24 protein-coding genes and 2 pseudogenes are annotated in these 21,332 nt (G+C 62.5%); 9 read left to right on the plus strand and 17 right to left on the minus strand.

Features of this window, described 5'->3' with window-relative positions:
- Nucleotides 1-13 precede the first annotated feature (13 nt).
- The 5 genes from tolB to ybgC form a co-directional block, all read right to left on the minus strand.
- A complete protein-coding gene (gene tolB, locus AC0L2Z_RS15060) occupies nt 14-1,297 on the minus strand; it encodes a Tol-Pal system beta propeller repeat protein TolB (protein ID WP_245268562.1) in 1,284 nt (427 codons plus the stop codon).
- Between the two features lie 67 nt (nt 1,298-1,364).
- Nucleotides 1,365-2,522, minus strand: coding sequence for an energy transducer TonB family protein (locus AC0L2Z_RS15065; RefSeq protein WP_473628540.1), 1,158 nt, complete (start codon nt 2,520-2,522; stop codon nt 1,365-1,367).
- An 8-nt stretch (nt 2,523-2,530) separates the two neighbouring features.
- Nucleotides 2,531-2,989, minus strand: coding sequence for an ExbD/TolR family protein (locus AC0L2Z_RS15070; protein ID WP_077375321.1), 459 nt, complete (start codon nt 2,987-2,989; stop codon nt 2,531-2,533).
- A gap of 9 nt (nt 2,990-2,998) precedes the next feature.
- Nucleotides 2,999-3,709 (minus strand): protein TolQ, encoded by a 711-nt coding sequence (tolQ, locus tag AC0L2Z_RS15075; RefSeq protein ID WP_023799988.1) that lies wholly within the window; start codon nt 3,707-3,709, stop codon nt 2,999-3,001.
- 293 nt (nt 3,710-4,002) lie between these two features.
- A complete protein-coding gene (ybgC, locus tag AC0L2Z_RS15080; protein ID WP_473628542.1) occupies nt 4,003-4,476 on the minus strand; it encodes a tol-pal system-associated acyl-CoA thioesterase in 474 nt (157 codons plus the stop codon).
- Between the two features lie 134 nt (nt 4,477-4,610).
- On the opposite strand from ybgC, the gene AC0L2Z_RS15085 reads away from it, so the two are divergent.
- Nucleotides 4,611-5,861 (plus strand): glycoside hydrolase family 5 protein, encoded by a 1,251-nt coding sequence (locus AC0L2Z_RS15085; protein WP_473628543.1) that lies wholly within the window; start codon nt 4,611-4,613, stop codon nt 5,859-5,861.
- On the opposite strand, the pseudogene AC0L2Z_RS15090 reads toward AC0L2Z_RS15085, so the two are convergent.
- From AC0L2Z_RS15090 to AC0L2Z_RS15120, 7 genes and pseudogenes are all read right to left on the minus strand, one after another.
- Nucleotides 5,855-6,768: pseudogene (locus AC0L2Z_RS15090) on the minus strand (metallophosphoesterase). The gene AC0L2Z_RS15085 and the pseudogene AC0L2Z_RS15090 overlap by 7 nt on opposite strands.
- 124 nt (nt 6,769-6,892) lie before the next feature.
- Nucleotides 6,893-7,930: a Holliday junction branch migration DNA helicase RuvB gene (gene ruvB / locus AC0L2Z_RS15095; RefSeq protein WP_027152903.1), complete on the minus strand. Its 1,038-nt coding sequence runs from the start codon at nt 7,928-7,930 to the stop codon at nt 6,893-6,895.
- Nucleotides 7,931-7,988: 58 nt separating this feature from the next.
- Complete coding sequence (locus AC0L2Z_RS15100) at nt 7,989-8,393, minus strand: PIN domain-containing protein (RefSeq protein WP_473628545.1); 405 nt, start codon at nt 8,391-8,393, stop codon at nt 7,989-7,991.
- Nucleotides 8,390-8,674, minus strand: coding sequence for an AbrB/MazE/SpoVT family DNA-binding domain-containing protein (locus AC0L2Z_RS15105; RefSeq protein ID WP_473628547.1), 285 nt, complete (start codon nt 8,672-8,674; stop codon nt 8,390-8,392). The genes AC0L2Z_RS15100 and AC0L2Z_RS15105 overlap by 4 nt, the downstream gene beginning before the upstream one ends.
- Nucleotides 8,675-8,743: 69 nt before the next feature.
- Complete coding sequence (ruvA, locus tag AC0L2Z_RS15110) at nt 8,744-9,364, minus strand: Holliday junction branch migration protein RuvA (protein ID WP_473628548.1); 621 nt, start codon at nt 9,362-9,364, stop codon at nt 8,744-8,746.
- A gap of 10 nt (nt 9,365-9,374) precedes the next feature.
- Nucleotides 9,375-9,884, minus strand: coding sequence for a crossover junction endodeoxyribonuclease RuvC (ruvC, locus tag AC0L2Z_RS15115; RefSeq protein ID WP_287319837.1), 510 nt, complete (start codon nt 9,882-9,884; stop codon nt 9,375-9,377).
- A 116-nt stretch (nt 9,885-10,000) separates the two neighbouring features.
- Nucleotides 10,001-10,201: pseudogene (locus AC0L2Z_RS15120) on the minus strand (LysR substrate-binding domain-containing protein); the annotation flags it as partial.
- A 305-nt stretch (nt 10,202-10,506) separates the two neighbouring features.
- Between AC0L2Z_RS15120 and AC0L2Z_RS15125 the strand changes: the two are divergent.
- Nucleotides 10,507-10,794 (plus strand): hypothetical protein, encoded by a 288-nt coding sequence (locus AC0L2Z_RS15125; RefSeq protein ID WP_473628550.1) that lies wholly within the window; start codon nt 10,507-10,509, stop codon nt 10,792-10,794.
- A gap of 245 nt (nt 10,795-11,039) precedes the next feature.
- Here AC0L2Z_RS15125 and AC0L2Z_RS15130 read toward each other — a convergent pair whose 3' ends face one another.
- From AC0L2Z_RS15130 to AC0L2Z_RS15150, 5 genes are all read right to left on the minus strand, one after another.
- Complete coding sequence (locus tag AC0L2Z_RS15130; RefSeq protein ID WP_473628552.1) at nt 11,040-11,390, minus strand: DUF2200 domain-containing protein; 351 nt, start codon at nt 11,388-11,390, stop codon at nt 11,040-11,042.
- 412 nt (nt 11,391-11,802) lie between these two features.
- On the minus strand, nt 11,803-12,333 hold the full coding sequence (gene rcdA / locus AC0L2Z_RS15135) for a protease adaptor protein RcdA (RefSeq protein ID WP_091593429.1): 531 nt from the start codon (nt 12,331-12,333) through the stop codon (nt 11,803-11,805).
- Nucleotides 12,334-12,733: 400 nt separating this feature from the next.
- Nucleotides 12,734-13,138: a hypothetical protein gene (locus tag AC0L2Z_RS15140; protein ID WP_473628553.1), complete on the minus strand. Its 405-nt coding sequence runs from the start codon at nt 13,136-13,138 to the stop codon at nt 12,734-12,736.
- A 308-nt stretch (nt 13,139-13,446) separates the two neighbouring features.
- Complete coding sequence (locus AC0L2Z_RS15145) at nt 13,447-14,217, minus strand: sulfite exporter TauE/SafE family protein (protein ID WP_473628554.1); 771 nt, start codon at nt 14,215-14,217, stop codon at nt 13,447-13,449.
- A gap of 120 nt (nt 14,218-14,337) precedes the next feature.
- Nucleotides 14,338-14,787, minus strand: coding sequence for an Lrp/AsnC family transcriptional regulator (locus AC0L2Z_RS15150; RefSeq protein ID WP_473628556.1), 450 nt, complete (start codon nt 14,785-14,787; stop codon nt 14,338-14,340).
- 134 nt (nt 14,788-14,921) lie between these two features.
- Here AC0L2Z_RS15150 and AC0L2Z_RS15155 point away from each other — a divergent pair, with 134 nt between their 5' ends.
- The 7 genes from AC0L2Z_RS15155 to AC0L2Z_RS15185 all read left to right on the plus strand — a co-directional run bounded on the left by AC0L2Z_RS15155 (nt 14,922) and on the right by AC0L2Z_RS15185 (nt 21,332).
- A complete protein-coding gene (locus AC0L2Z_RS15155; protein ID WP_473628557.1) occupies nt 14,922-15,851 on the plus strand; it encodes a DMT family transporter in 930 nt (309 codons plus the stop codon).
- A 133-nt stretch (nt 15,852-15,984) separates the two neighbouring features.
- The gene (locus AC0L2Z_RS15160) at nt 15,985-16,632 is read left to right on the plus strand and encodes a thiamine phosphate synthase (RefSeq protein ID WP_473628558.1); all 648 of its coding nucleotides are present in this window, start codon (nt 15,985-15,987) and stop codon (nt 16,630-16,632) included.
- Nucleotides 16,633-16,693: 61 nt separating this feature from the next.
- Nucleotides 16,694-17,665: a tetratricopeptide repeat protein gene (locus tag AC0L2Z_RS15165; RefSeq protein WP_473512278.1), complete on the plus strand. Its 972-nt coding sequence runs from the start codon at nt 16,694-16,696 to the stop codon at nt 17,663-17,665.
- A gap of 202 nt (nt 17,666-17,867) precedes the next feature.
- Entirely contained in the window at nt 17,868-18,434 is a 567-nt protein-coding gene (gene efp / locus AC0L2Z_RS15170; RefSeq protein ID WP_023800001.1) for an elongation factor P, read from the plus strand.
- A 138-nt stretch (nt 18,435-18,572) separates the two neighbouring features.
- Nucleotides 18,573-19,373 carry an inositol monophosphatase family protein gene (locus AC0L2Z_RS15175; RefSeq protein ID WP_473628560.1) on the plus strand — a complete coding sequence of 267 codons (801 nt, stop codon included), beginning with the start codon at nt 18,573-18,575 and terminating at the stop codon, nt 19,371-19,373.
- Nucleotides 19,374-19,498: 125 nt separating this feature from the next.
- A complete protein-coding gene (gene trhA / locus AC0L2Z_RS15180; RefSeq protein WP_473628562.1) occupies nt 19,499-20,191 on the plus strand; it encodes a PAQR family membrane homeostasis protein TrhA in 693 nt (230 codons plus the stop codon).
- Between the two features lie 115 nt (nt 20,192-20,306).
- Nucleotides 20,307-21,332, plus strand: a complete 1,026-nt coding sequence (locus AC0L2Z_RS15185) for a MotA/TolQ/ExbB proton channel family protein (RefSeq protein WP_473628564.1) — start codon at nt 20,307-20,309, stop codon at nt 21,330-21,332.

The following is a 21,332-nucleotide window of genomic DNA, read 5'->3' on the forward strand; positions in this document are numbered from 1 at the left end:
TTCCCCTTCCAGCCTATTCCAGCAGCGGCGACCAGGCCGGGTCCGAAGCGAAATTCGAGGTCGGGATCGACTGTTCGTTGCGGCCGGTGAGATCGACCGAAACGAGTTTCGGGCCGCCGGCAGAATCGCGGAAGAACATCAGCACCCGGCCGTTGGGCGCCCAGGTCGGCCCCTCCTGCTGGAAGCCGGTTGAAAGGATGCGCTCGCCTGAACCGTCGACGCGCATGACGCCGATCTGGAACTCGCCGGCGGTCTGCTTGGTGAAGGCGATGAGGTCGCCGCGCGGGGACCATACCGGCGTCGAATAGACGCCGTCGCCGAAGGAGATGCGGGTCTGGCCAGAACCGTCGGCGCCCATCACATAGATCTGCGCGCGGCCGCCGCGGTCGGAGGTGAACACCACCTTGCTGCCATCCGGCGAATAGGACGGCGAGGTGTCGATGGCCGTCGAGTTGGTGAGCCTGGTCGTCGAGCGGCTTCTCAAATCCATGGCGAAGATGTTGGAATTGCCGTCGTCGCGCAGCAGGCTCATGATCACCTTCTGGCCGTCGGGCGAGAACCGCGGCGCAAAGGTCATGCCGGGAAAGTCGCCGACCAGTTCGCGCTGCCCGGTCTCGATCTGCAGCAGATAGACCTTCGGCTGGCCGCTTTCATAGGACATGTAGGTGATTTCCTGCCGGTTTGGCGAGAAACGCGGGGTCAGCACGATCGATCTGCCGTCCGACAGGTAGCGGATATTGGCGCCGTCCTGGTCCATGATGGCGAGGCGCTTCTTTCGCGCGTTCTTTGCGCCCGATTCGTCGATGAAGACGACGCGCGTGTCGAAATAGCCCTTCTCGCCGGTCAGCCGCTCATAGATGGCGTCGGCGATGATGTGGGCGACGCGCCTTGTGTTGGCGTCGTTGGCGAAGAACTGCTCGCCCGACATCTGCTGGCCGGCAAAGGTGTCCCACAACCGGTACTGGGCACGGACGCGGCCATCGGCCTCCTTGCTGACGCTGCCGGTGACCAGCGCCTGGGCATTGATCACCTTCCAGTCCTCGAAGCGAGGCGTGGCATCGGGGTTGGAGATCTTTTCGATGAAGGCGCTCTTGTCGATCGGCGCGAACAGGCCGGAGCGTTTCAGGTCTGCGCTGACAATGCCGGAAATCTCCGCGCCCAGCGCATCGCCGCCCTGGAAATCGGTGATGGCGATCGGCAGCGGCTCGACATTGCCTTTGTTGACGTTGAGCTCAACGAGCGCCCGCGCCGGCAAGGTGGCGGCGGCAGTCATGCCCAGCGCCATCGCTACGATCATCAGGAGCGGCTTGAGGATGGATTTCATGTCTTCTCGCTTCTCTTCAATGATTCTACGGGCGCCAGGCCTACAGGCCCAGCATCTCCCTCGGATCGAAAGTGACCCGGACGTCGGCCCAGATGTCCTGCTTGCCGGCGGGAACCTGCAGACCGGCCATGTCGCATTTCTGAACCGCGCGTACGGCACTCTCGTCGAACGGGCGGCTTCCGCTCGATTTTTCGACAGCAGGCCGGCCATCTAGCTTGCCAGACGCGTCCAGATTGAAGCGGATCACGGCCACGTAGCTCTCCGAGCCCTCGACGCCAGCAGGAATTGACCAGCAACCGGCAAGCTGATCTCGGAGCGCCCCTTCCTCCGACTTCGACAACTTCTGGCCCTGATCCTTGTCACCACCGAGCGATGCCTGCTGGGTTGAGCGCTTGGCGCCGCCGCCGGATGGCTTCCGCTTGTCAAGCAGGGCAGCGACCTCATCGGCGTCAAACTGCTTGTCTTCCGATTTCGGCTTGGACGAGGCTTCCTTGACCGGCTTGTCGGCGTCCTTGCGCTCGGGCGCCTTGGCGCTTTCGGCCTGGGCCGGCTGCGGCTTCGGCCGCGCCTGCGGGGCGGGCGCCGAGTCCGGAAGCTGCGTCTCCTCGGTTGGCGGCTCCTGGGCAATGGCCTCGGCAACGGCGTCCGGCTTGACCTCTGGCTTCGGGTCGATGGCGGCGGTATTGTCCTGCGGCGGCGTCGGCGCCGGTTCCTTGGCCGGTGTCGGCTTGGGCTCCGCCTGCTTGACCGGCTCGGGCTTGACCTCTTCCTTCGGCTGCGGGACCGGTGCGACCTCCGTCGCCGGGACAGGCTTCGGCTGCTCCTTCGGTTTCGGCACGTCCTCGGGCTTCGGCTTCTCTTTCGGCGTCGGCGCGGGCGGCGGCGCCTCAGCCATATCGACCGGCTGGGGCTTGGGCTCCGGCGTCGGCGGCTTGTCGGTATCGACGCTGTTGTCGCCGACCGTCTTCGCGTCGGCCACGATGTCCGGACGCTGGGTCGGCAATGGAGTCGGCTTTTCGCTCACCGCAGCTTTCTTGTCGCCTTTCTGTATCTGCGCGATCGCTTCCATCGGCACGATCTCGACTGCGACCGACTCGACTTCGGACGACGGAAGCGCAGCCGGCGCCGACAGTGTGAACAGCCCGAAGGCGATCGCCGTCGCATGCAAGATCACCGATGTGGTGAGGCCGGTCCGCATGTTCTTGTCTACTGGTCCTGTTCCTGCAGCGAGATGAGACTCATATTCTTGTAGCCAGCGGCTTGGACACGGGCCATGACCTGCAGAGCCGCTCCATAATTGGTCGCCTTGTCGGCGCGAAAGAAGATGCGCTCGTCATAGCCGGTCTTCGAGATCGCCTGCAGCTTTGCCACCAGTTCCTCGATCGGGATCTCGGTCTTCTGGATGTAAATCTGGCCGGCGGAGTTGATGGATACCTCGATCGGTTGCGTGTCGGCCGCAATCGCCTTGGCCTGTGTTTCCGGCAGGTCGACCGGAACGCCGACCGTCAGCAGTGGCGCGGCGACCATGAAGATGATCAAGAGCACCAGCATCACATCGACCATCGGCGTGACGTTGATTTCCGATATCATCGCGTGATGGCGGCCGCGCCGCCTGTGGCCGCGACCACCGCGTCCCCCGCCACCCGCGCCTACAGACATTCCCATGATTGTTCCTCAGGTCTTCTGCGCGACTTTTTCATCGATTTGGCGCGAGAGTATGGCGGAGAACTCGTCCGCGAACCCTTCCATGCGCACGGCGATCTTGCTCGCGTCCGACGACAGCTTGTTGTAGGCGATGACGGCGGGAATAGCCGCCAGCAGGCCAATTGCCGTGGCCAGCAGCGCCTCGGCAATGCCGGGTGCGACCACCGACAGGCTGGTGTTCTTCGATGCCGCGATCGCCTGGAACGAGGTCATGATGCCGATCACGGTGCCGAACAGGCCGATGAACGGCGCTGCCGAGCCGGTGGTGGCGAGAAAGCCAAGCCGTCCTTCCAGTTTTTCCATTTCGCGGGTCAGCGCCAGGTCCATCGCCTTGTCGATGCGGGTCTGCAGGCCAAGCGGCGATTTCGCCCCCTTCTCGAAGCTCTTCTTCCATTCGCGCATGGCGGCGACGAAGATGGCGCCCATGCCTGACGTCTTGCGGTCGGCGAGCGTGCGATAGAGCTCTTCCAGCGACTGCCCGGACCAGAACACCTGTTCGAAGCGATTGAGCGCGAGCCGCATGCGGCCATAGGCGACGAGCTTGTCAACGATGATCGCCCAGGTCCAGATCGAGGCGCAGAGCAGCCCGATCATGACCAGCTTGACCACCCAGCCAGCCTGCGTGAACAGCGCCCAAATCGACAAATGCGCGCCCGGTTCGGCGAGTGCGATATTTTCCATGGTTACGTCCTTAAGAATTTTCCGGGCACGGCTGGCGGCTGGCCCATAGGCATCCCTTGTAATCCGTTCGCGCAAAGCTTGCGGGATAACCCCAAAATGCACCGTAGGCGGCCTTTTCAGGGCAAATCTTGGTGAAAGGAAGGCGCTGGATTCCTCCAATCTTCACCACTCTCTTCATGAACCGTTATGGTTAAGGATGGGTTAGGACGCACAGCGCGGCGCATTGCCGCGCCTTGGGCGAGCCACCTGGCATCGTCAGCGGATCATTGGGATCGGTAACTTGCCGATTTGAACTACCGATTTGTCTTGGGCATGAAGGTTGCGATCCATTCCTTCGGAAAGCGCCTTGGCCGGCCGTTCTCGCCGATGATCGCCGCCTCGACCCGCGCCTCGACCAGCACCTCGCCGCCGCGCTTCAGCTGCTGCGCCATAAAGATGCGGGCGCCCGAAATGTCCTCGGTGCGCGTCTCGATGGTCAAGACATCGTCCATGCGGGCGGAGCCGCGAAAGTCGATTTCCATGCGCCGCACCACCCAGATTATTCTTTCGCCGAGCTTCCCGTCGGCAAGCTCGGTGTGGTGGACGCCGGCAAGCCTGAGATAATCGGAACGGCCGCGCTCGAAGAATTCGAGATAGCGCGCGTGATAGACGACACCGGAGAAATCGGTGTCGGCATAATAGACCCGCGCCATCAGCCGGTGGCCGAATTCGGTCAGCGCGCCGGAAAGCCCGGCGCAGAGCGCCGCCGCTTCACCATGATCGTCCATCGCGCTTTCCTTTCTTGGCCTGGCCGGGCACCTAAAGCGCGACGCGCTCCAGGTGATGTTTGCGGGCGCGCGTCGTTGTCGCAAAACCGCTGCACAGTTTTGGGCGACACGCATTAACTTGGCGCATGAACCCGATGGCACTGTTGACGGCGATGATCAAGACCTCGATGGCAGCGCTGCTTGCGCTGGCCGCGCTGGTGCCGCCGGGCCAGGCGGCGAGCTTTATGATGAAGCGCGGCCTCAATCTCGACCAATGGACGACATGGCCGGGCGAGGACAAATGGGGCGACCGGCGGGCAATCCTGCCCTATCCGGAATGGCGCAAATTCCTCAACGACGACGACCTCAAGGCGCTGAAGAGCGCCGGCTTCGATTTCCTGCGCATGCCCGTCGATCCGTCGCCGTTCCTGTCCGGCGAGACGCTGGCGCTGCGCGACGAGCTCTATGCCAGCGTGCTGGCCTCGGTGCGCATGATCAATCGCGCCGGCTTGAAGGTGATCGTCGACATGCACCTGATCCCCAGCGGCAGCAGCCGCAAGATCGGCATGGGCGAGGTGATGGACGATCCACAAATGTTCGACGCCTATGTCGAAATGGTGCGCAAGATGGCGCGCACGCTGGCCGATGAGGATCCGCGCCAAGTCGCTTTCGAGCCGATGAACGAGCCGGTCATCGACTGCGACGCCGACGGCACCGGCCTGTGGCCGGAGCGCCAGCAGAAACTGTTCGCGGCGGCGCGTTCGTCAGCCACCAGGCTCACCCTGATCCTGACCGGCGCCTGCTATTCCAAGGCGGTATCGCTGGCAAAGATCGATCCGAAGGCGATCCCCGACGACAACATCATCTGGACCTTTCACTCCTACGACCCGTTCCTGCTGACCCATCAGGGCGCGACCTGGGCCGGCGACTTCATCCCCTATGTCACCGGCCTGCCCTATCCGCTCAGCGCCATCCCGCGCGCCCAGCTGGATGCTGCGCTCGATACGATCCGCGCAAGGATCAAGGCCGAGGCGCCATGGGCGCGCCAGAGCGGCCTGCTTGCCTATCTCGACGAGCAGGTCGCCAGCCTGGACACGGACGAGGAGCTGCGCGAGACGATGGAGGCGCCGTTCACCAGGGTCGAGGCCTGGGCAAAGGCCAACGGGATAAAGCCGGAGAACATCACGCTCGGCGAATTCGGCATGATCCGCCAGGAATACGGCAATCCCTACGTGATGCCGGCCGAATACCGTGCCGCTTATGTCAGGGACATGATCGCGCGCGCCGAAGCCCATGGCTTCGCATGGTCGGTCTGGAGCTATGGCGGCGCCTTCGGCATCGTCGACGCTTTTGATGGCGACAAGGCCGAGCCGGATGTGATGGACGCGATCAGGTCACTTCATTGAAGTGCTGAACCCAGGTCGATCGAAAGAATCTCTGGGCGCATCCCGAAACGCACCGGCAGGATGCTGAAACCGAGGCCTCCGGAGACGATCAGGTTACAGTTCTCCTCCACGACATGGCCATAGGCAAAACGGTTGCCGAAGCGGGACGGCACGACCGGAGAATAGCCGAGCAACCGCACCTGTCCGCCATGGGTATGACCCGAAAGGGTCAACGATACCCGTGGCGGGACCTTCGGGAAAATGTCCGGCTCATGTGCCAGCAGGATAACAGGGGCCTTGTCGCTTACCTTTGCCAGCGTGCCGTGCAGATCGTCCAGTCCTTTGAACCTGCTGCGGCCCCAGGCCTTGCCCGGCCGCAGCGCAAGTTGGTCGGCAAGTCCGGCGACCCAGAAGCCATGCCCGTCTTTTTCCAGGCGCACCACATCGTTTTCCAGGACCGGTATGCCGGCGCTCTCGAGCGCCCGGCGCGCACCGTCGGCCCCAACCCGGCCTTCTGCGCGGAAAGGTCCTCCCACCAGTCGTGATTGCCAAGGATGGACCACACGCCGAGTGGCGCCTTCAGGCCTGACAAGGCCGGCGCCCATTCGGAGGAGCCCACCCAGTCCGTAACCAGGCGTGTGCCGGCTGCATAGTCGCCAAGCAGGACAATCAGATCCGGCTGCAGGCTGTTCGCCCGTTCGGCAAGTGACCTGATCCGCTCCGGCGTCATCCATGGCCGACAGGCATGAATATCGACGAGAGCGACGACGCGAAGCCGCAATCCTGCAGTCCAGTTTGGCGGGGTCAGTGAATAGCGCTTTACATGTGTCAGCAGCATCGGCTCGAGGCCAACCGCATAAGCATTGAGCGACACGGCGGATAGGAAGGAACCGCCGATGAGGCGCAGGAAGCCGCGTCTGGTGATCATCGCTCAACCCCTTCGTTCGTGGAACCGACGGTCCCACAGCGAAGCGTTAGAGCCCGCAAATGCGCCGGCAAGCTGACCAGGATTAGGAGATTTTGCGCAGGAATGGAGCCGCAAGGCCGCGCGGCTACTCTTCCTGGAACAGGCTGATCTGCTGCTGCGCAAGGTCCTTCGGCGCATCGAGGCCGAGATGCCGCCAGGCATTGGCGGTCAGCACGCGGCCGCGCGGTGTGCGCTGAATAAAACCCTGCTGGATCAGATAGGGCTCGATGATGTCCTCGATGGCGTCGCGCGGCTCGGAAAGCCCTGCCGCGATGGTCTCGATGCCGACCGGCCCGCCGCCAAAATTCCGCGCGATCATCGAGAGATAGCGGCGGTCGAGCGCGTCGAGGCCGAGCGCATCGACCTCGAGCCGCGTCAGCGCCTCGTCGGCGATCTGGCGGTCGACGTGACCGTCGCCGGCGACGGAGGCAAAATCACGCACGCGGCGTAACAGCCGGCCGGCGATGCGCGGCGTGCCGCGCGCGCGCCGCGCGATCTCCAGCGCGCCATCGTCGCCGAGCGGCATGGCAAGAATGCGGGCGCCGCGCCGCACGATCTGTTCCAGTTCCTCGACCGAGTAGAAATTGAGGCGGACCGGAATGCCGAAACGGTCGCGCAGCGGATTGGTCAATAGGCCGAGCCGGGTGGTGGCGGCGACCAGGGTGAAGCGGGCAAGATCGATCTTGACCGAGCGCGCCGCCGGCCCTTCGCCGATGATCAGGTCGAGCTGGAAATCCTCCATCGCCGGATAAAGGATTTCCTCGACCGCCGGGTTGAGCCGGTGGATCTCGTCGATGAACAGCACGTCGCGGTCTTCGAGATTGGTGAGCAGTGCTGCGAGATCGCCGGCCTTGGCGATGACCGGGCCGGAGGTCGAGCGGAAATTGACGCCGAGCTCACGTGCCATGATCTGCGCCAGCGTCGTCTTGCCGAGGCCGGGCGGGCCGACGAACAGCACATGGTCGAGCGCCTCGCTGCGCCCCTTGGCGGCCTCGATGAACACTTTGAGATTGGCCCGCACCGCCGCCTGGCCGACAAAATCGCCGAGCGTCTGCGGACGCAAGGTCTGCTCGGCGTCCTCGCCGCGCTTGTCGGGAGCAATGAGGCGTGGCGAAAGGCTCATGCGGGCACCTCGAAGGAACATCGAATGATGGGAGAAACCCTCAAATGGTATGTGTCGCTCATGCGAGCAGTTCCATGCCGGGAATGGCCTTGGCAGCACGCTGATCGAAAGTGACTGTGTGCGAGCAACCCAATTTCCGATTGTGCTCGGAAATCAACGCGTCGGCAAAGTCGACCTGCACCGAATTCGATCGCTCGAGCGCGATGACGATAGCATCGAAATCTTCGAACTCCAGCGTCTTGATCTTGAGCAGCCGCTGGATCGCGGCCAACACCTGTTCCTTTGGCTGCCTGTAGCGCGAAGCCAACGACCAGCTGAATTCGACCAGCACGATCAAGCTTACGAAACCGGGCATTTCCGCACTGAGGCCGCCGCCGAACGCAAGCGCCTTCGCCCGCTGCTCCGGATCGTCGTTAAGAACCATGCGAAGCAAAACGTTTGTATCGATCCCGATCGACGTCAAGCGGCACCCTCTTGTCCGTCGTTTGACCGATCTCCGACAACATGCCGGCCGACCGCATCCCGCACTGCGGCGTCGATCTCCTCCAGCGTAGCAGGACCGCCAGGCGGATCTCCCAAGAATCCGGCGAGGTCGGCAAATCCGAGATTGCGCGGCGTTCCGATCAGAACACCATCCATGACCGTCCAGGCAATCGTATCGCCTGTCTTGAGTGACAAGGCGTCCCGGACGTCCTTCGGAATCGTGAGCTGCCCCTTGGAGGTCAGACTGGCATACGCACCCATATTCTTACTCCTGGAGAAAATTCTTACCAATTACATAGTAGTCGGAATTTTATTTTTCCAGCAACCATTTCACCGCGCCAGTTCCTTCAGCCCGAAGCGGATCAGCTTCGACGCATCCGCGTCCTCACCGGCGCTTTTCAGCGCCGCCGCCACCGCATTGGCGGCGGTATCGCGCGAATAGCCGAGATTGACCAGCGCCGAGACGGCGTCGGTGATCGGCGCCGGCGCGACGCCTTCGCCAAGCTCCTGCTTCAGGCCGATGGTGCCGGACGCAGCGCCTGCAAAGGCCGGCGCCTTGTTCTTCAGTTCGGTGACGATGCGCTCGGCCACCTTCTTGCCGACGCCGGGCGCGCGGCTGACCATGGCAATATCACGCAGCGCGATGGCATTGGCGAGATCGGCCGGCGCCAGCGTCGAGAGAATAGCCAGCGCCACCTTGGCGCCGACGCCCTGCACATTGCTCATCAGCAGCCGGAACCATTGGCGCTCCAGAACCGACTGGAAACCGTACAGCCTCAACATGTCTTCGCGGACATAGGTCTCGATGAACAGCACCACCGCCTCGCCGGGGGCCGGCAAGGCGGCCAGCGTGCGCGCCGAGCAGTGGGCGACATAGCCGACGCCGTGCACATCGATGATGCAGAAATCCTCGTCGATCTCGTCCAGCGTGCCTTTTAGCTTGCCGATCATGTGTGGTCCTTCATGCCAGCGCCGCCAACCTGTAGACAACACTCTGCCGATGATGCGCGTGGCAGATGGCAATGGCCAGCGCGTCGGCGGCATCGTCGGTGTCGAACGTCGCCTTCGGCATCAGCACCTTGACCATCATGTGGATCTGCTTCTTGTCGCCATGGCCGACGCCGATCACCGCCTTCTTGACGGCGTTGGGCGCATATTCGGCAACGACCAGGCCGGCCAGCGCCGGCACCAGCATGGCGATGCCGCGCGCCTGGCCGAGCTTCAGGGTCGCGGCCGCATCCTTGTTGACGAATGTCTGCTCGACCGCCGCCTCGTGCGGCATGGCGGCGTGCAGGATCTCGGCAAGCCCGTCATGCAACTGGCAAAGCCGTGTCGCCAGCGCCGCCTTGTCGTCTGAACGCACGGTGCCGGAGGCGACGAAGCGCAGCGAGTTGCCGAGGCTTTCGACGATGCCCCAGCCGGTGCGCCTCAGCCCCGGATCGATGCCGATGATGCGAATCGTTTCCCCCATCCGCCAAGTCTACCCGTGGCGGACAGCGATGCCAGCGAAATGTGAACAAACCAGAAACAGGTTCTGCTGCGTCCTAATAGGGCGTGAGCCAATCGCGCGGTTTAGATCCCCTCGCTTCAATTCCGATGTCGTAGCGCATCGACGATGACTTTGAACGCGGGAAGATTTTGACGACGGCTCGGATAGTAGAGGAAATAGCCTTCAAAAAACGGCGACCAATCGTCCAGAAGCTGAACCAGCTTGCCACGTGCGATGTGCTGCTCGACGATGTTCTCCGGGACGTAGGCGATGCCGTATCCACTGGCCGCCGCGCGGACAGTCTGGCCCGGCAGGCCAGATGCTTATCATCACGAGCGGTCAGGGCTGGGTGCAGGAAGAGGGCAGAACCAGCTAGCGCCGAGCAGCAGACGCGCTCGGCCGAAGAGTTTGGCACCTGTCGGTGATCGGTCGGGTCCCAAGCCAATTTCCCGCGCTCCACTTTACTGCAAGACGGTCAAATTTGAGCTTTCGCATTCATGTTTTGTCGAGCGTATCTCTTAGAGTCGCCTAAACCTTCTGGGCCGTAAGCTGTAACCGTGCTGAATCGCCGTCAGCGCCGATGACGACGAAATAGGAGAACGCAATGCCTCGCAATCACGTTGAACGTCTTGAAGAGTTCAGGGAAATCCTGGTCGCGACTCGACGCGAAGGAGTCCGTAACGTGCACCATACCCGCGACGCAATGCGGGCAAGCGGCTTTCAGATCGGGGACAGCGACGGCTCCAGCTACGGAGCCAAGCTAAAGGAGCTCCAAGAGGAAATCGAGGCAGTCGATCGCGCCATCGAAGACGAGAAGCGGCTGGCCTTGGGCCTTGAGAGTGCGGCTCAATCCCGCCGACCAATTAAGCCGAGGATCGTGAAGGGAACATAGAGTCGGGACGGCCCTTGGTGCCCGTCGCGTGGATTCGCCTGCGACATCGTGTCGGGCTCGTCGCCGCCGTGCTACAGAGCCCTGAACGTCATCCGTTGCCATCAAACGGGCCGGCCGAAGCCGCCCTGTGTCGATGTCGAATTCGCTGTGTCCATCATTGTCGATGCCGTCGCTACCCTCGCCAACGGCGTTCTTCAGGTATCCGATCTGAAACGGATCGCGGTCGATGCGATCGTGCGATCGCGTCATTTCCGCAAGATCTTCTCCATCGCCTTGCCCCTGGCAAGCTCATCGATCAGCTTGTCGAGGTAGCGGGTTTCCTTCATCAGCGGGTCTTCGATGTCTTCCACCCGGACACCACAGATCACCCCCGTGATCAAATTCCGAGAAGGATTCAGTTGAGGCGCCTGATCAAAGAAATCCTTCAGGCTGGTTTTCTTCCCCAGCTGGGCGTCCAGCCGCTTCTGGGTGTAGCCCGTCAGCCAGCGGATGATCTCATCAACCTCGGCTTTGGTGCGTCCTTTCTTTTCCGCTTTGGCGACATAGTGCGGATAGACGCTGGCAAAGCTCATGGAATAGATTCGATGCTCGGTCATTGCACCCCCTTATGCGGGCTGGACCAGAGGTTTGAAACAGCGCCGCAGATGTTCGATGCTGTCCGCGTCAATTCTACCCGTGCTCGTCGCCTCGGCAATGCTTTGATCGCGTCGATCGCATCCTGCGACGAGTCTATCCGGACTTCGTTATTGATCTTGCCTTCAACGGATGACCGGTCGCGCTACTCGGGCACAAGGTTTGGCTATCCTACCGGGCAATGCAAGATCTAGTGCCTGTCTAGGCTGCCACTGGGCAGTATGGGGACTAGTGAGCGCGTAAATGGCGCGTTTGCGCAATTATGCTCGAAACCAGCCCGGCGGCTTGCGGCCCCATTTCGGCCCAAACACGATTTGAGGATTGGCCCACAAAAGGACGCTCCTGGCGTTTAGCGGAGAATTATCGAGCAGTCTCTCAGCCGCGGGCGAAAGCCGTGTTGAGCAGCGTGATCTGATCGGAAACCGGATTGATGCGGCGGCCGGATGGAGCGGCCTCGGCCACGGCGCCGCCGTAGATTTCCTCGTCCATGCGACGCACCAGCGCCTGCAGGCGCAGCGAGCGGTCGATGAGGTCAAGAAAATCCTTGGGCAGCTCGACCCAGCCTGCGGCATCGTTGTTGGCGGAAGCGGTATCGAGACGCACCTTGGATTTTTCGGAAGCAACCTGATCGCGAGTCATCTCGCCGGAATTCGCGGCGCGCTGCAGAAGCAGCCATGAGGCGACCTGCATCAGCCTCGTGGTCAGTCGCATCGACTCGGCCGCATAGAGCGTCGCCGCCAGCCTGGACAGTTTCTTCGCCTCGGCCCGGCCCTTGCCGTCCAGATATTCGGCCGCCTGCTCGACCAGGCCCATGCCTTCCTGGTAGAGCGGCTTGAAGGATTGGGAGAAAACCCGGCGCTCCGCCAGCTTGATGGTTTTCGCGCTTCCCATCGAAGGATCGTTCATCGATACGCCCTGCACTTGCCTTACAGCCGGCCGAATCGGCGTCATCGCCGTCACGCCTGCACCCTATATGACCGAGGCTTGAAAATGCGCTTCGCCGCCGGTGAAGGCAAGCACATGTTTAACAAACGGTTAACGGCGGCGCAGCGGCACGGGCGACCGGCAATCCGGATCGCCGAAAAAAAAGAGCCGCGGATAAGGCGGCTCTCAGGAGTTTAACAGGGAGGCGTCAAACAAAGTGGCTCCAACCACTCGGTAAGAATCCAGATCACTGGATGCGCATAGTAAACGCCCGTAAAGCTTAATGAAGCCTTAACAGCGTGGATATTTTTTGAACAAGCGTCGCCCGCTGTGCCGTAACAGCACAACAACTCCAGGCTTTTTGGGGCCTAGACCTTTGGACTCAGGCCTTTTGCGTCTCAGCATGCCGCTCTGCCTTCCACGCCACCGGCAGCGCGATATAGGCGAACAGCAGCAGCCCCGCGTAAAAGCCCATCGAGGATGTTGCCACCAGCGGCTCGATCGCCGGGTTGCCGGCAAGCATGATGTAAAGGCCGATCAATAGGCCGGTGCCACTGATTGCCGTCAACCAGAAATGCACGGTGGCAAGCGTCTTTTCCGCGACTGCCGGAAACAGATGGTAGAAGAAGGCGAACACCGCCGACATCAGCCATCCGGCCACCATGATGTGGGCGTGGGTTGGCATCTGCGCATGATCTTTGCTGATCGCCATCTGCAGGCCGAGCGCCATTCCGACCAGTGCGTAGACAACGGCCAGCGTGAAGAAGTTTCGTGCTACCTTTTGCATTGTGTGCCCCGATTTGCCTTTTCCCGTCATGGGAATGGGTTGAGATCAGGCGGTCGCCCCGCCACCGGGTCCCCGGCATCGGCGCATTAGCATCGGCAATGTTTCTGGACGATGTCGCATCGCGCCCGACCCTTCCCCGGCGCTGCCACAATAGCCGAAAACGGCGGGACGCGCTTGCGCAATCCTCGAGCGGTTCCCTTCCGGCCGTGTCTCACAGGACGCCGAACAAAGCCGTCTCCCGCGCAACATCGTTCCGAAACAACGCTGCTGACGGCTCGGCTGCCGGCGGCTTCCAACCGGCTGGCAATCTAGAAAAGGCCGGCGGTCCCGTCCCACAGGAGCTTGACCGCGACGACCGCTACGGTCGCATAGGTGAAGGGGTAGAACAGCTCCGGTCGCATCCGCCGCACCAGCCAGGCGCCGGCGATGGTCGAGAGCGGCGCCAGCGGTACCAGAACCGCCGATGCGGTCAGGTTGGTGGTGTCGAACTGTCCGAGCGCAAAATAGGGGATGAGCTTCAACGCGTTGGTGGCGGCAAAGAAGATTGCGGCGGTGCCCGACAGCACTTTCGGATCGAGCCGGATCGGCAGCGCATAGACCTGAAAGGGCGGGCCGCCGACATGGGCGACGAAGCTGGTGAAGCCGGCGACCGTCCCCCAGAGTGCGGCAGCCGCGCGGTTGGGCTCGGCCGAGTGGCGCGCACCGTGCCGCACCTGTAGATAGACCCAGCGAAGCACGAAGATAATCGCCACGGCGCCGACGATCAGCCGCACCATTTCCGCTGTCACCAGCGCCGCGGTCAGCCAGCCGAGGCCGATGCCGATCACTGCCCCCGGCATCATGTCCGCAAGCATCTTGCGGTCGTAGACCCCCCACCATGTCCACACCGAGACGACGTCCATCAGGCACAGTATGGGCAGCAGGATGGCGGCTGCCTGCACCGGCGGCATGGCCAGCGCCATCAGCGGCACGCCGACGAAACCGACCGCGCCGCCAAAGCCGCCCTTGGACAGACCAACCAGGATGACGGCTGGAACGGCAGCGGCATAGAACCATGGATCGAATAGCAAGCCTGACATCGTCGGGGAGCAGTTGGAGGGAAAGCGTGTAGACGCTGGAATAGCCGATAAACTTTCGCGCCGCGACAGCAAATGCGCACACGACGCTGTGGTCGTTCGTGCTGAGGCCTGTCACGGTTTTCAGGAGGCAGTTGCGCCGAGTGGCGGCGGGCGCCTGCGGATCGGCTGCCCCTTGATGATGGCTGTGCTCGTTTCGGCCTTGTCGGCGATACGGTCGAGAAGCTTGTCGAGGTCGCCGATCGAGCGCACGAACAGCCGGGCAACAAAGCAGTCGTCGCCCGTCACCTTGTCGCATTCGCCAAACTCCGGAATCTCCTCGATCAGCTTCTGGACAATATGCAGCTTGCCCGGCAAGGGCCGGATGCGAACGATCGCCTGCAAGGTGTAGCCGAGCGCTTGGGGATCGATTTCGACGGTGAAGGCCCTGATAACGCCACGATCCTCCAGCCGACGCAGGCGTTCCGCGACACTCGGCGATGACAGTCCTACCTGCTGGGCCAGTTCCTTCAATGAGGTTCGCGAATCCTTGATCAGGCTTTCGAGAAGGCGTCGGTCCAGATCGTCCAGCATTTTACATTCCCAAGGAAAAGGCCGTCTTAACCTTATTTAATTAGGTGTAACGGGCATATCACCCGGCTCAAATTATTGAAAGCGCTGATGTGGCATGGGATTATCAACCATCAGCGTTTCGAGAGGCAATATTCATGGACAGCACGATGCGTGGCACGGTCGAAATGACGGCCGCAATGGTGATCCTCGGCACGATCGGATGGTTCGTCGTCATGTCGGGCGAGCCCATCATGGACGTCGTCTTCTGGCGCTGCGCCTTCGGCGCTATAACGCTGCTGATCATCTGCGCTGCCCTGGGGCTGCTGCGCGGCACGCTGTCACTGCGCATCGTGGCGATTGCGGCCCTTGGCGGCGCGGCCATCGTCATCAACTGGCTGCTGCTGTTCAGCTCGTTTTCCCGCGCCTCGATCTCGATCGCCACGGCTGTTTACAACACGCAGCCCTTCATGCTGGTCGGCTTTGGCGCGCTCTTCTTCTCAGAGCGGCTGACCCTGACAAAGCTGGCCTGGCTTGGCATCGCCTTCGCCGGCATGCTGCTGATCGTGCAAGGCTCGCCTGATGCCGGCTCCGATGCAGGCCCCAATACAGGTAATGTCGGCACGGATTATTTTATCGGCATCGCGATGGCGCTGGGTGCGGCTTTCTTCTGGGCCGTCGCCGCCATCGTCACCAAGAAGCTCAAAGGCACGTCGCCGCACCTGATCGCCCTCATCCAGGTCTGCGTCGGCGTCGTCATCCTGGCACCCTTCGCCAACCTTTCCCACCTTCCCGCCGACGTGTGGAGCTGGAGCATGCTGGCGACGCTTGGCGTCGTCCATACGGGCCTGATGTACATCCTGATGTACGGCGCCATTCAGAAACTGCCAACCTATCTGCAGGGGTCGCTGTCCTTCATCTACCCTGTGGTCGCGATCCTGGTCGATGTCGTCGCCTTCGGCCACAGCCTGCATCCGGCCCAGATGGTCGGCGGCGCCGCCATCCTGGTCGCCGCCGCCGGCATGAATCTTGGCTGGACGCTGTGGAAATCGAAGACCCCAGCCGAGAGCACCCAGGCAATCAAGTGAGGCAACAACGTCGCCGTGCGACAATCATGCGCCAACGGTCCTGGCCGCCCGCCTGTTCAAGGCCGGCACTTTGCTCTATGCCGCAATGCAACCATCTTCGCCCGGCATAGGCGAAAACCGGGGTCAAAAACCAATGAACGACGCAACGCCTCCAAATCGCTGCCGCATCGTGCTGATCGCGCCGCCCGGCGTGCCAGCTGAGCACATCGGCGCGGCGTTCGAGGGCGGCGACGTCGCCTCGCTGATCCTGCCCGAAAACGACATGGACGAAGCCTCCTTCCAGGCCTTCGCCGAACAGATCGTGCCGGCGGCGCAAGCGGCAGGCATCGCTGTCATCATTGCCGGCGACACCCGCATCGCCGGCCGCGTCCAGGCCGATGGCCTTCATGTCGAGGCCGGCAAGGCCGAACTCGCCGAGACGATCGAGCGTTTCCAGGCAAAAATGATGGTCGGCACCGGCGGCGCCAAGACCCGCGACGATGCGCTGGAACTCGGCGAACTCAGGCCCGACTACATCTTCTTCGGCCGCTTCGGCTACGACAACAAGCCGGAGCCGCACCCACGCAACCTGTCGCTGGGGCAATGGTGGGCGGATGTGATCCAGATCCCTTGCATCGTCATGGCCGGGTCCGACATCACTTCGGTGGAAGCGGTGGCTGCCACCGGCGCCGAATTCGTGGCGCTGTCCAGCGCCGTCTTTGCCGAGGGCATCGACCAAAAGATGGCAGTCGCCAGCGCCAACGCGCTGCTCGACGAAACCGCGCCGCGTTTCCAGGACTGACGTGCCCGCGCCGACAATCCTTTTCGGTGCTTTGCTTGCGCAGCTCACGGTGCAGGTCGCCGTGGCGGAAACCGTCCCATTGCCGCAACCGAAGCCCGACACCGCTGCAAGCACGGACAAGCCGATCGCCACGCCGCTGCCGCAGCCCGCCACCACGGCGCCGCTGCCGTCGGCCGACGCCATTAATCCCGACCGCTTCGGTGCAAAGCCGTCGGATTCTGCCTATGGCGCCTTCCAGCGCGGCCTTTACAAGACGGCCTACAACCTCGCTCTGGTTCGCGCCCAGAACGGCGATCCGGCGGCGCAGACGTTGATCGCCGAGATATTGTCGCGCGGCCTTGGCGTGCCGGTCGACGCGGCGGAGGCGGCCAAGTGGTACGCGCTTGCCGCCGAGCAGGGGATACCGGAATCGCAGTTCCAATATGCGCTGATGCTGCTCGACGGCCGCTACGTCAAGAAGGACGAGAAAGGGGCTTACGCGCTGATGCAGGCCGCCGCCGAGGCCGGCAACCGTCTGGCGCAGTTCAATTTCGCGCAGCTGCTGGTGCGGCAGGACCCCGGCGATGCCGGCATCGCAAAGGCCGTGTCCTATTATCAGCGCGCCGCCGCGACCGGCCTTGCCGACGCGCAATATGCGTTGGCGCAGGTCTATGCCAATGGCGTCGGCGGCAAGCTGCGCGACGATGCCCAGGCGCGCGGCCTGCTGGCGCAGGCAGCAAGGCAGAACTACGATACGGCGCAGATCGATCTCGCTGCCTGGATGATCGAGGGACGCGGTGGCGCCCGCGACCTGAAGTCCGGCTTCGGCTGGATGAAACAGGCCGCCGAGGGCGGCAATGTCGCCGCCCAGAACCGCCTCGCCAAGCTTTACATGGGCGGCATCGGCACCGATCCGGATCCGATCCTTGCCGGCGCCTGGTACGTCGTCGCACGGCGCGCCGGGCTGATCGATCCGGAGATGGACGATTTTCTGCAGGGCCTGACCGACGACCAGACCAAGCAGTTGCTGCAGAAGGCCAACCGCCTGCCGTAAAGCGTCGCGGACAGTGAATATCGGGCAGCGGATGCTGACGAGGGAATGGCTCCGCCCCCCACTCCTCTCATGCCACCCCTTGCTCGCTCCCCCCTCTTGCCCACTCCCCCTCGTGCCCAATCGCTTGCCTCTCCTGGCGATTTGTGGTCTTGGAGGCGCCAAATCGCTTTCGTCGCGAAATCTCATTCCGGATCACATCATCATGGCCAAGATCAATGGCAACGAAATCCGTCCCGGCAATGTCATCGAGCATGATGGCGGCCTGTGGGTGGCGGTCAGAACCAACGCCGTCAAGCCCGGCAAGGGTGGCGCCTACAACCAGGTCGAGCTGAAGAACCTGATCAACGGCACCAAGCTCAATGAGCGTTTCCGCTCGGCCGAGACAGTCGAGCAGATCCGACTGGAGATGAAGGATTTCTCCTTCCTCTACGAACAGGGCGAAGCGCTGGTGTTCATGGACACCGAAAGCTACGAGCAGCTTGAATTGCAAAAGGATTTCGTCGGCGATCGCGCTGCCTTCCTGCAGGACGGCATGATGGTGACGGTCCAGCTCTATGACGAAAGGCCGATCGGCATTTCGCTGCCCGACCAGGTGACGCTGACGATCACCGAGGCCGACCCGGTGGTGAAGGGCCAGACCGCCGCCTCGTCCTATAAGCCGGCGATGTTGGAAAACGGCATTCGCGTGCTAGTGCCGCCTTTCATCGGCTCGGGCGAGCGTATCATCGTCGACACCAACGAAATCACTTATGTGCGCCGCGCCGACTAAGGCATGATCCCAAAGAGTTGCAGACTTTTTTGGACAAGATCATGTCTCAAAGCAAATAGCATCATCCCAAAACGTTGCAGACTTTTTGGATAAGATCATGCCTCAAGGCAAATAGGCGCAGCGGCAGGAAGAAGAGCAATGGCGCGTTCCGCGATCCTCAATGTCATGATCCAGGCCGCTATGAAGGCCGGCCGCTCGCTGTCGCGGGATTTCGGCGAAGTGCAGAACCTGCAGGTCTCGATGAAGGGGCCGGGCGACTATGTCAGCCAGGCCGACCGCAAGGCAGAAGAAATCCTCTTCACCGAGCTGTCGAAGGCGCGGCCGGGCTATGCCTTCCTGATGGAGGAGCGCGGCCTGATCGAAGGCGATGACAGCCAGCACCGCTGGATCGTCGACCCGCTCGACGGCACCACCAATTTCCTGCACGGCATTCCGCTCTTCGCCATCTCGATCGCGCTGGAGCGCCAGGGCCAGATCGTCGCCGGTGTCGTCTACAATCCGGCGATGGACGAACTCTACACCGCCGAGCGCGGTGGCGGCGCATTCATGAACGACCGCCGGCTGCGGGTTGCCGGCCGCACCAAGCTGATCGACACGGTGATCGGCTGCGGCGTGCCGCATCTCGGCCGCGGCCAACATGGCAATTTCCTGATCGAGCTGCGCAACGTGATGGCCGAAGTTTCGGGCGTGCGCCGCCTCGGCTCCGCCTCGCTCGATCTCGCCTACGTCGCTGCCGGCCGCATGGACGGGTTCTGGGAAACCGGCCTGTCGGCCTGGGACGTCGCCGCCGGCATCCTGCTGATCCGCGAGGCGGGCGGCTTCATCTCCGACTTCGCCGGCGGGCAGAACATGCTGGATGGCGGCTCGATCGTCGCCGGCAACGAGACCATCCAGCGTGCGCTGTTGAAGACCGTCAGGAAGCCGGTATCGCCGCGCTAGACCGCTGATCCCCGAAAAAGCATGAACCCGGACTTGGCGCGCTGAACCGCCGCAGTCGCAAAACCGCAACGAAAGCTTGAAATGCTGTCCGGCATCCGCCCAAATAAGGGGATGCAGGATCATTCATGACGCATATCGGCCCGAAATCCCAGATCGAAATCCCCTTCATGGGACGCTGGCACTATTCGCGCGCCGAAATGATCGCTGACGGTATCGTCCATGCGGTGGGCATCGTGCTCGCCATTGCTGCTGGCTCGACGCTGCTGGCGCTGGCTGCCTTCCATACCGGTCCGGGCGAATATATCGCAGCCGCTTTCTACGTGATTTCGCTGCTCACCGTGCTGTCGGTGTCGCTGGCCTATAATCTGTGGCCGGTGTCGTCGCCTGCCAAGTGGATATTGCGGCGCTTCGACCATGCCGCGATCTACCTGCTCATCGCCGCGACCTACACGCCTTTCCTCGCCCAGCTCGACGGCTCGCCGCTGGCCATCTCGATGATCGTCCTGGTCTGGGTCGCGGCAGCGATCGGCATCGCCATCAAAGTGCTTCTTCCCGGTCGCTTCAACCGGCTGGCGATCGTCTTCTATCTCGCCATCGGCTGGAGCAGCATCGTTCTGGTCGAGCCGCTCGTCGACACATTGCCGACGGCATCGATCGCGCTGATCGTCGCCGGCGGCATCGTCTATTCCTGCGGCGTCATCTTCTTCGCCTGGAAGGGCCTGCGCTTCCACAATGCGCTGTGGCACGGCTTTGTCGTCACCGGCGCCGGCCTGCATCTTGCCGCCATGGTCGACTGCCTGGTCATCAACCGACCCTAACGCAATGGTCCGCTTGGCAATATTGCCAAGCGCCATTCAATTTGGTCACAATTGCGTTTAGAGTCGCCGTCAAACGTGAATTCGCGGCGGCGGCGGCATCGGAAACGGGGCACGGATGGCTTTACTCAAATCCTTCGGCATGAGCAGGCGCTCCGACGTGCTGATGTACGATCCGCACAAATTGTCGAGCCCGCAGGTCTTTCTCCTGACCATGGTCATCTTCCTGATGATCGTCGCTTTCATCGCCGCCATCCTGACCCGTCAGATCTCGACAGCCTTTGCCACCAATCCCGGTCTCAACGGCCTGATCGTCGGCGTGCTTGCGGTCGGCATCCTGCTGGCCTTCGCGCAGGTCGGCCGGCTGTTTCGCGAAGTGCGCTGGGTCAACTCTTTTCGGGCCGGCTCCGAAACCACCGAACCGGTGCTGCTGGCGCCGATGAAGGCGATGATCGGCCGCTCGCCGACGATCGCCTTCTCGACCAGCTCAATGCGCACCATGCTCGATTCGATCGCCACCCGCCTCGACGAAAGCCGCGACACCTCGCGCTATCTTGTCGGGCTGCTGGTGTTCCTTGGTCTGCTTGGCACCTTCTGGGGCCTGCTCAACACGATCGGCTCGATCCGCGAAACCATCGATTCGCTCGATCCCGGCACTGGCGATGCCGCCGCCGTGCTCGAATCTCTGAAGGCCGGGCTTTCCGCGCCGCTGGCCGGCATGGGCACCGCCTTCTCGTCCTCCCTGTTCGGCCTGTCCGGTTCCCTGGTGCTCGGCTTCCTCGACCTGCAGGCTGGCCGCGCCCAGACACGCTTCTACACCGAGCTCGAAAACTGGCTGTCCTCGGTCACCGACCTGTCCTCCGACATCGTTGTCGCCGAACCGTCCAGGGCCGAGTCCTCCGACGAGATCCGCGTCCTGTCGGAAAGACTGCGCAGCATGCAAGAGAGCGGCGGTGGCGCCAATCCGCGTGTCGCCACCGCCATGGCCAACCTTGCCGACGGCATTTCGGGTCTGGTCAAGAACATGCGCTCGGAGCAGCAGATCATGCGCGACTGGGTCGAGGCCCAGTCGGACGAGCAGAAGGCGATGCGCAACACTCTGGAGAAGATCGCCGACGCCTTGAAGAAGACTGGAGTCCATTAG

Source organism: Mesorhizobium sp. WSM4850, from assembly GCF_055811735.1.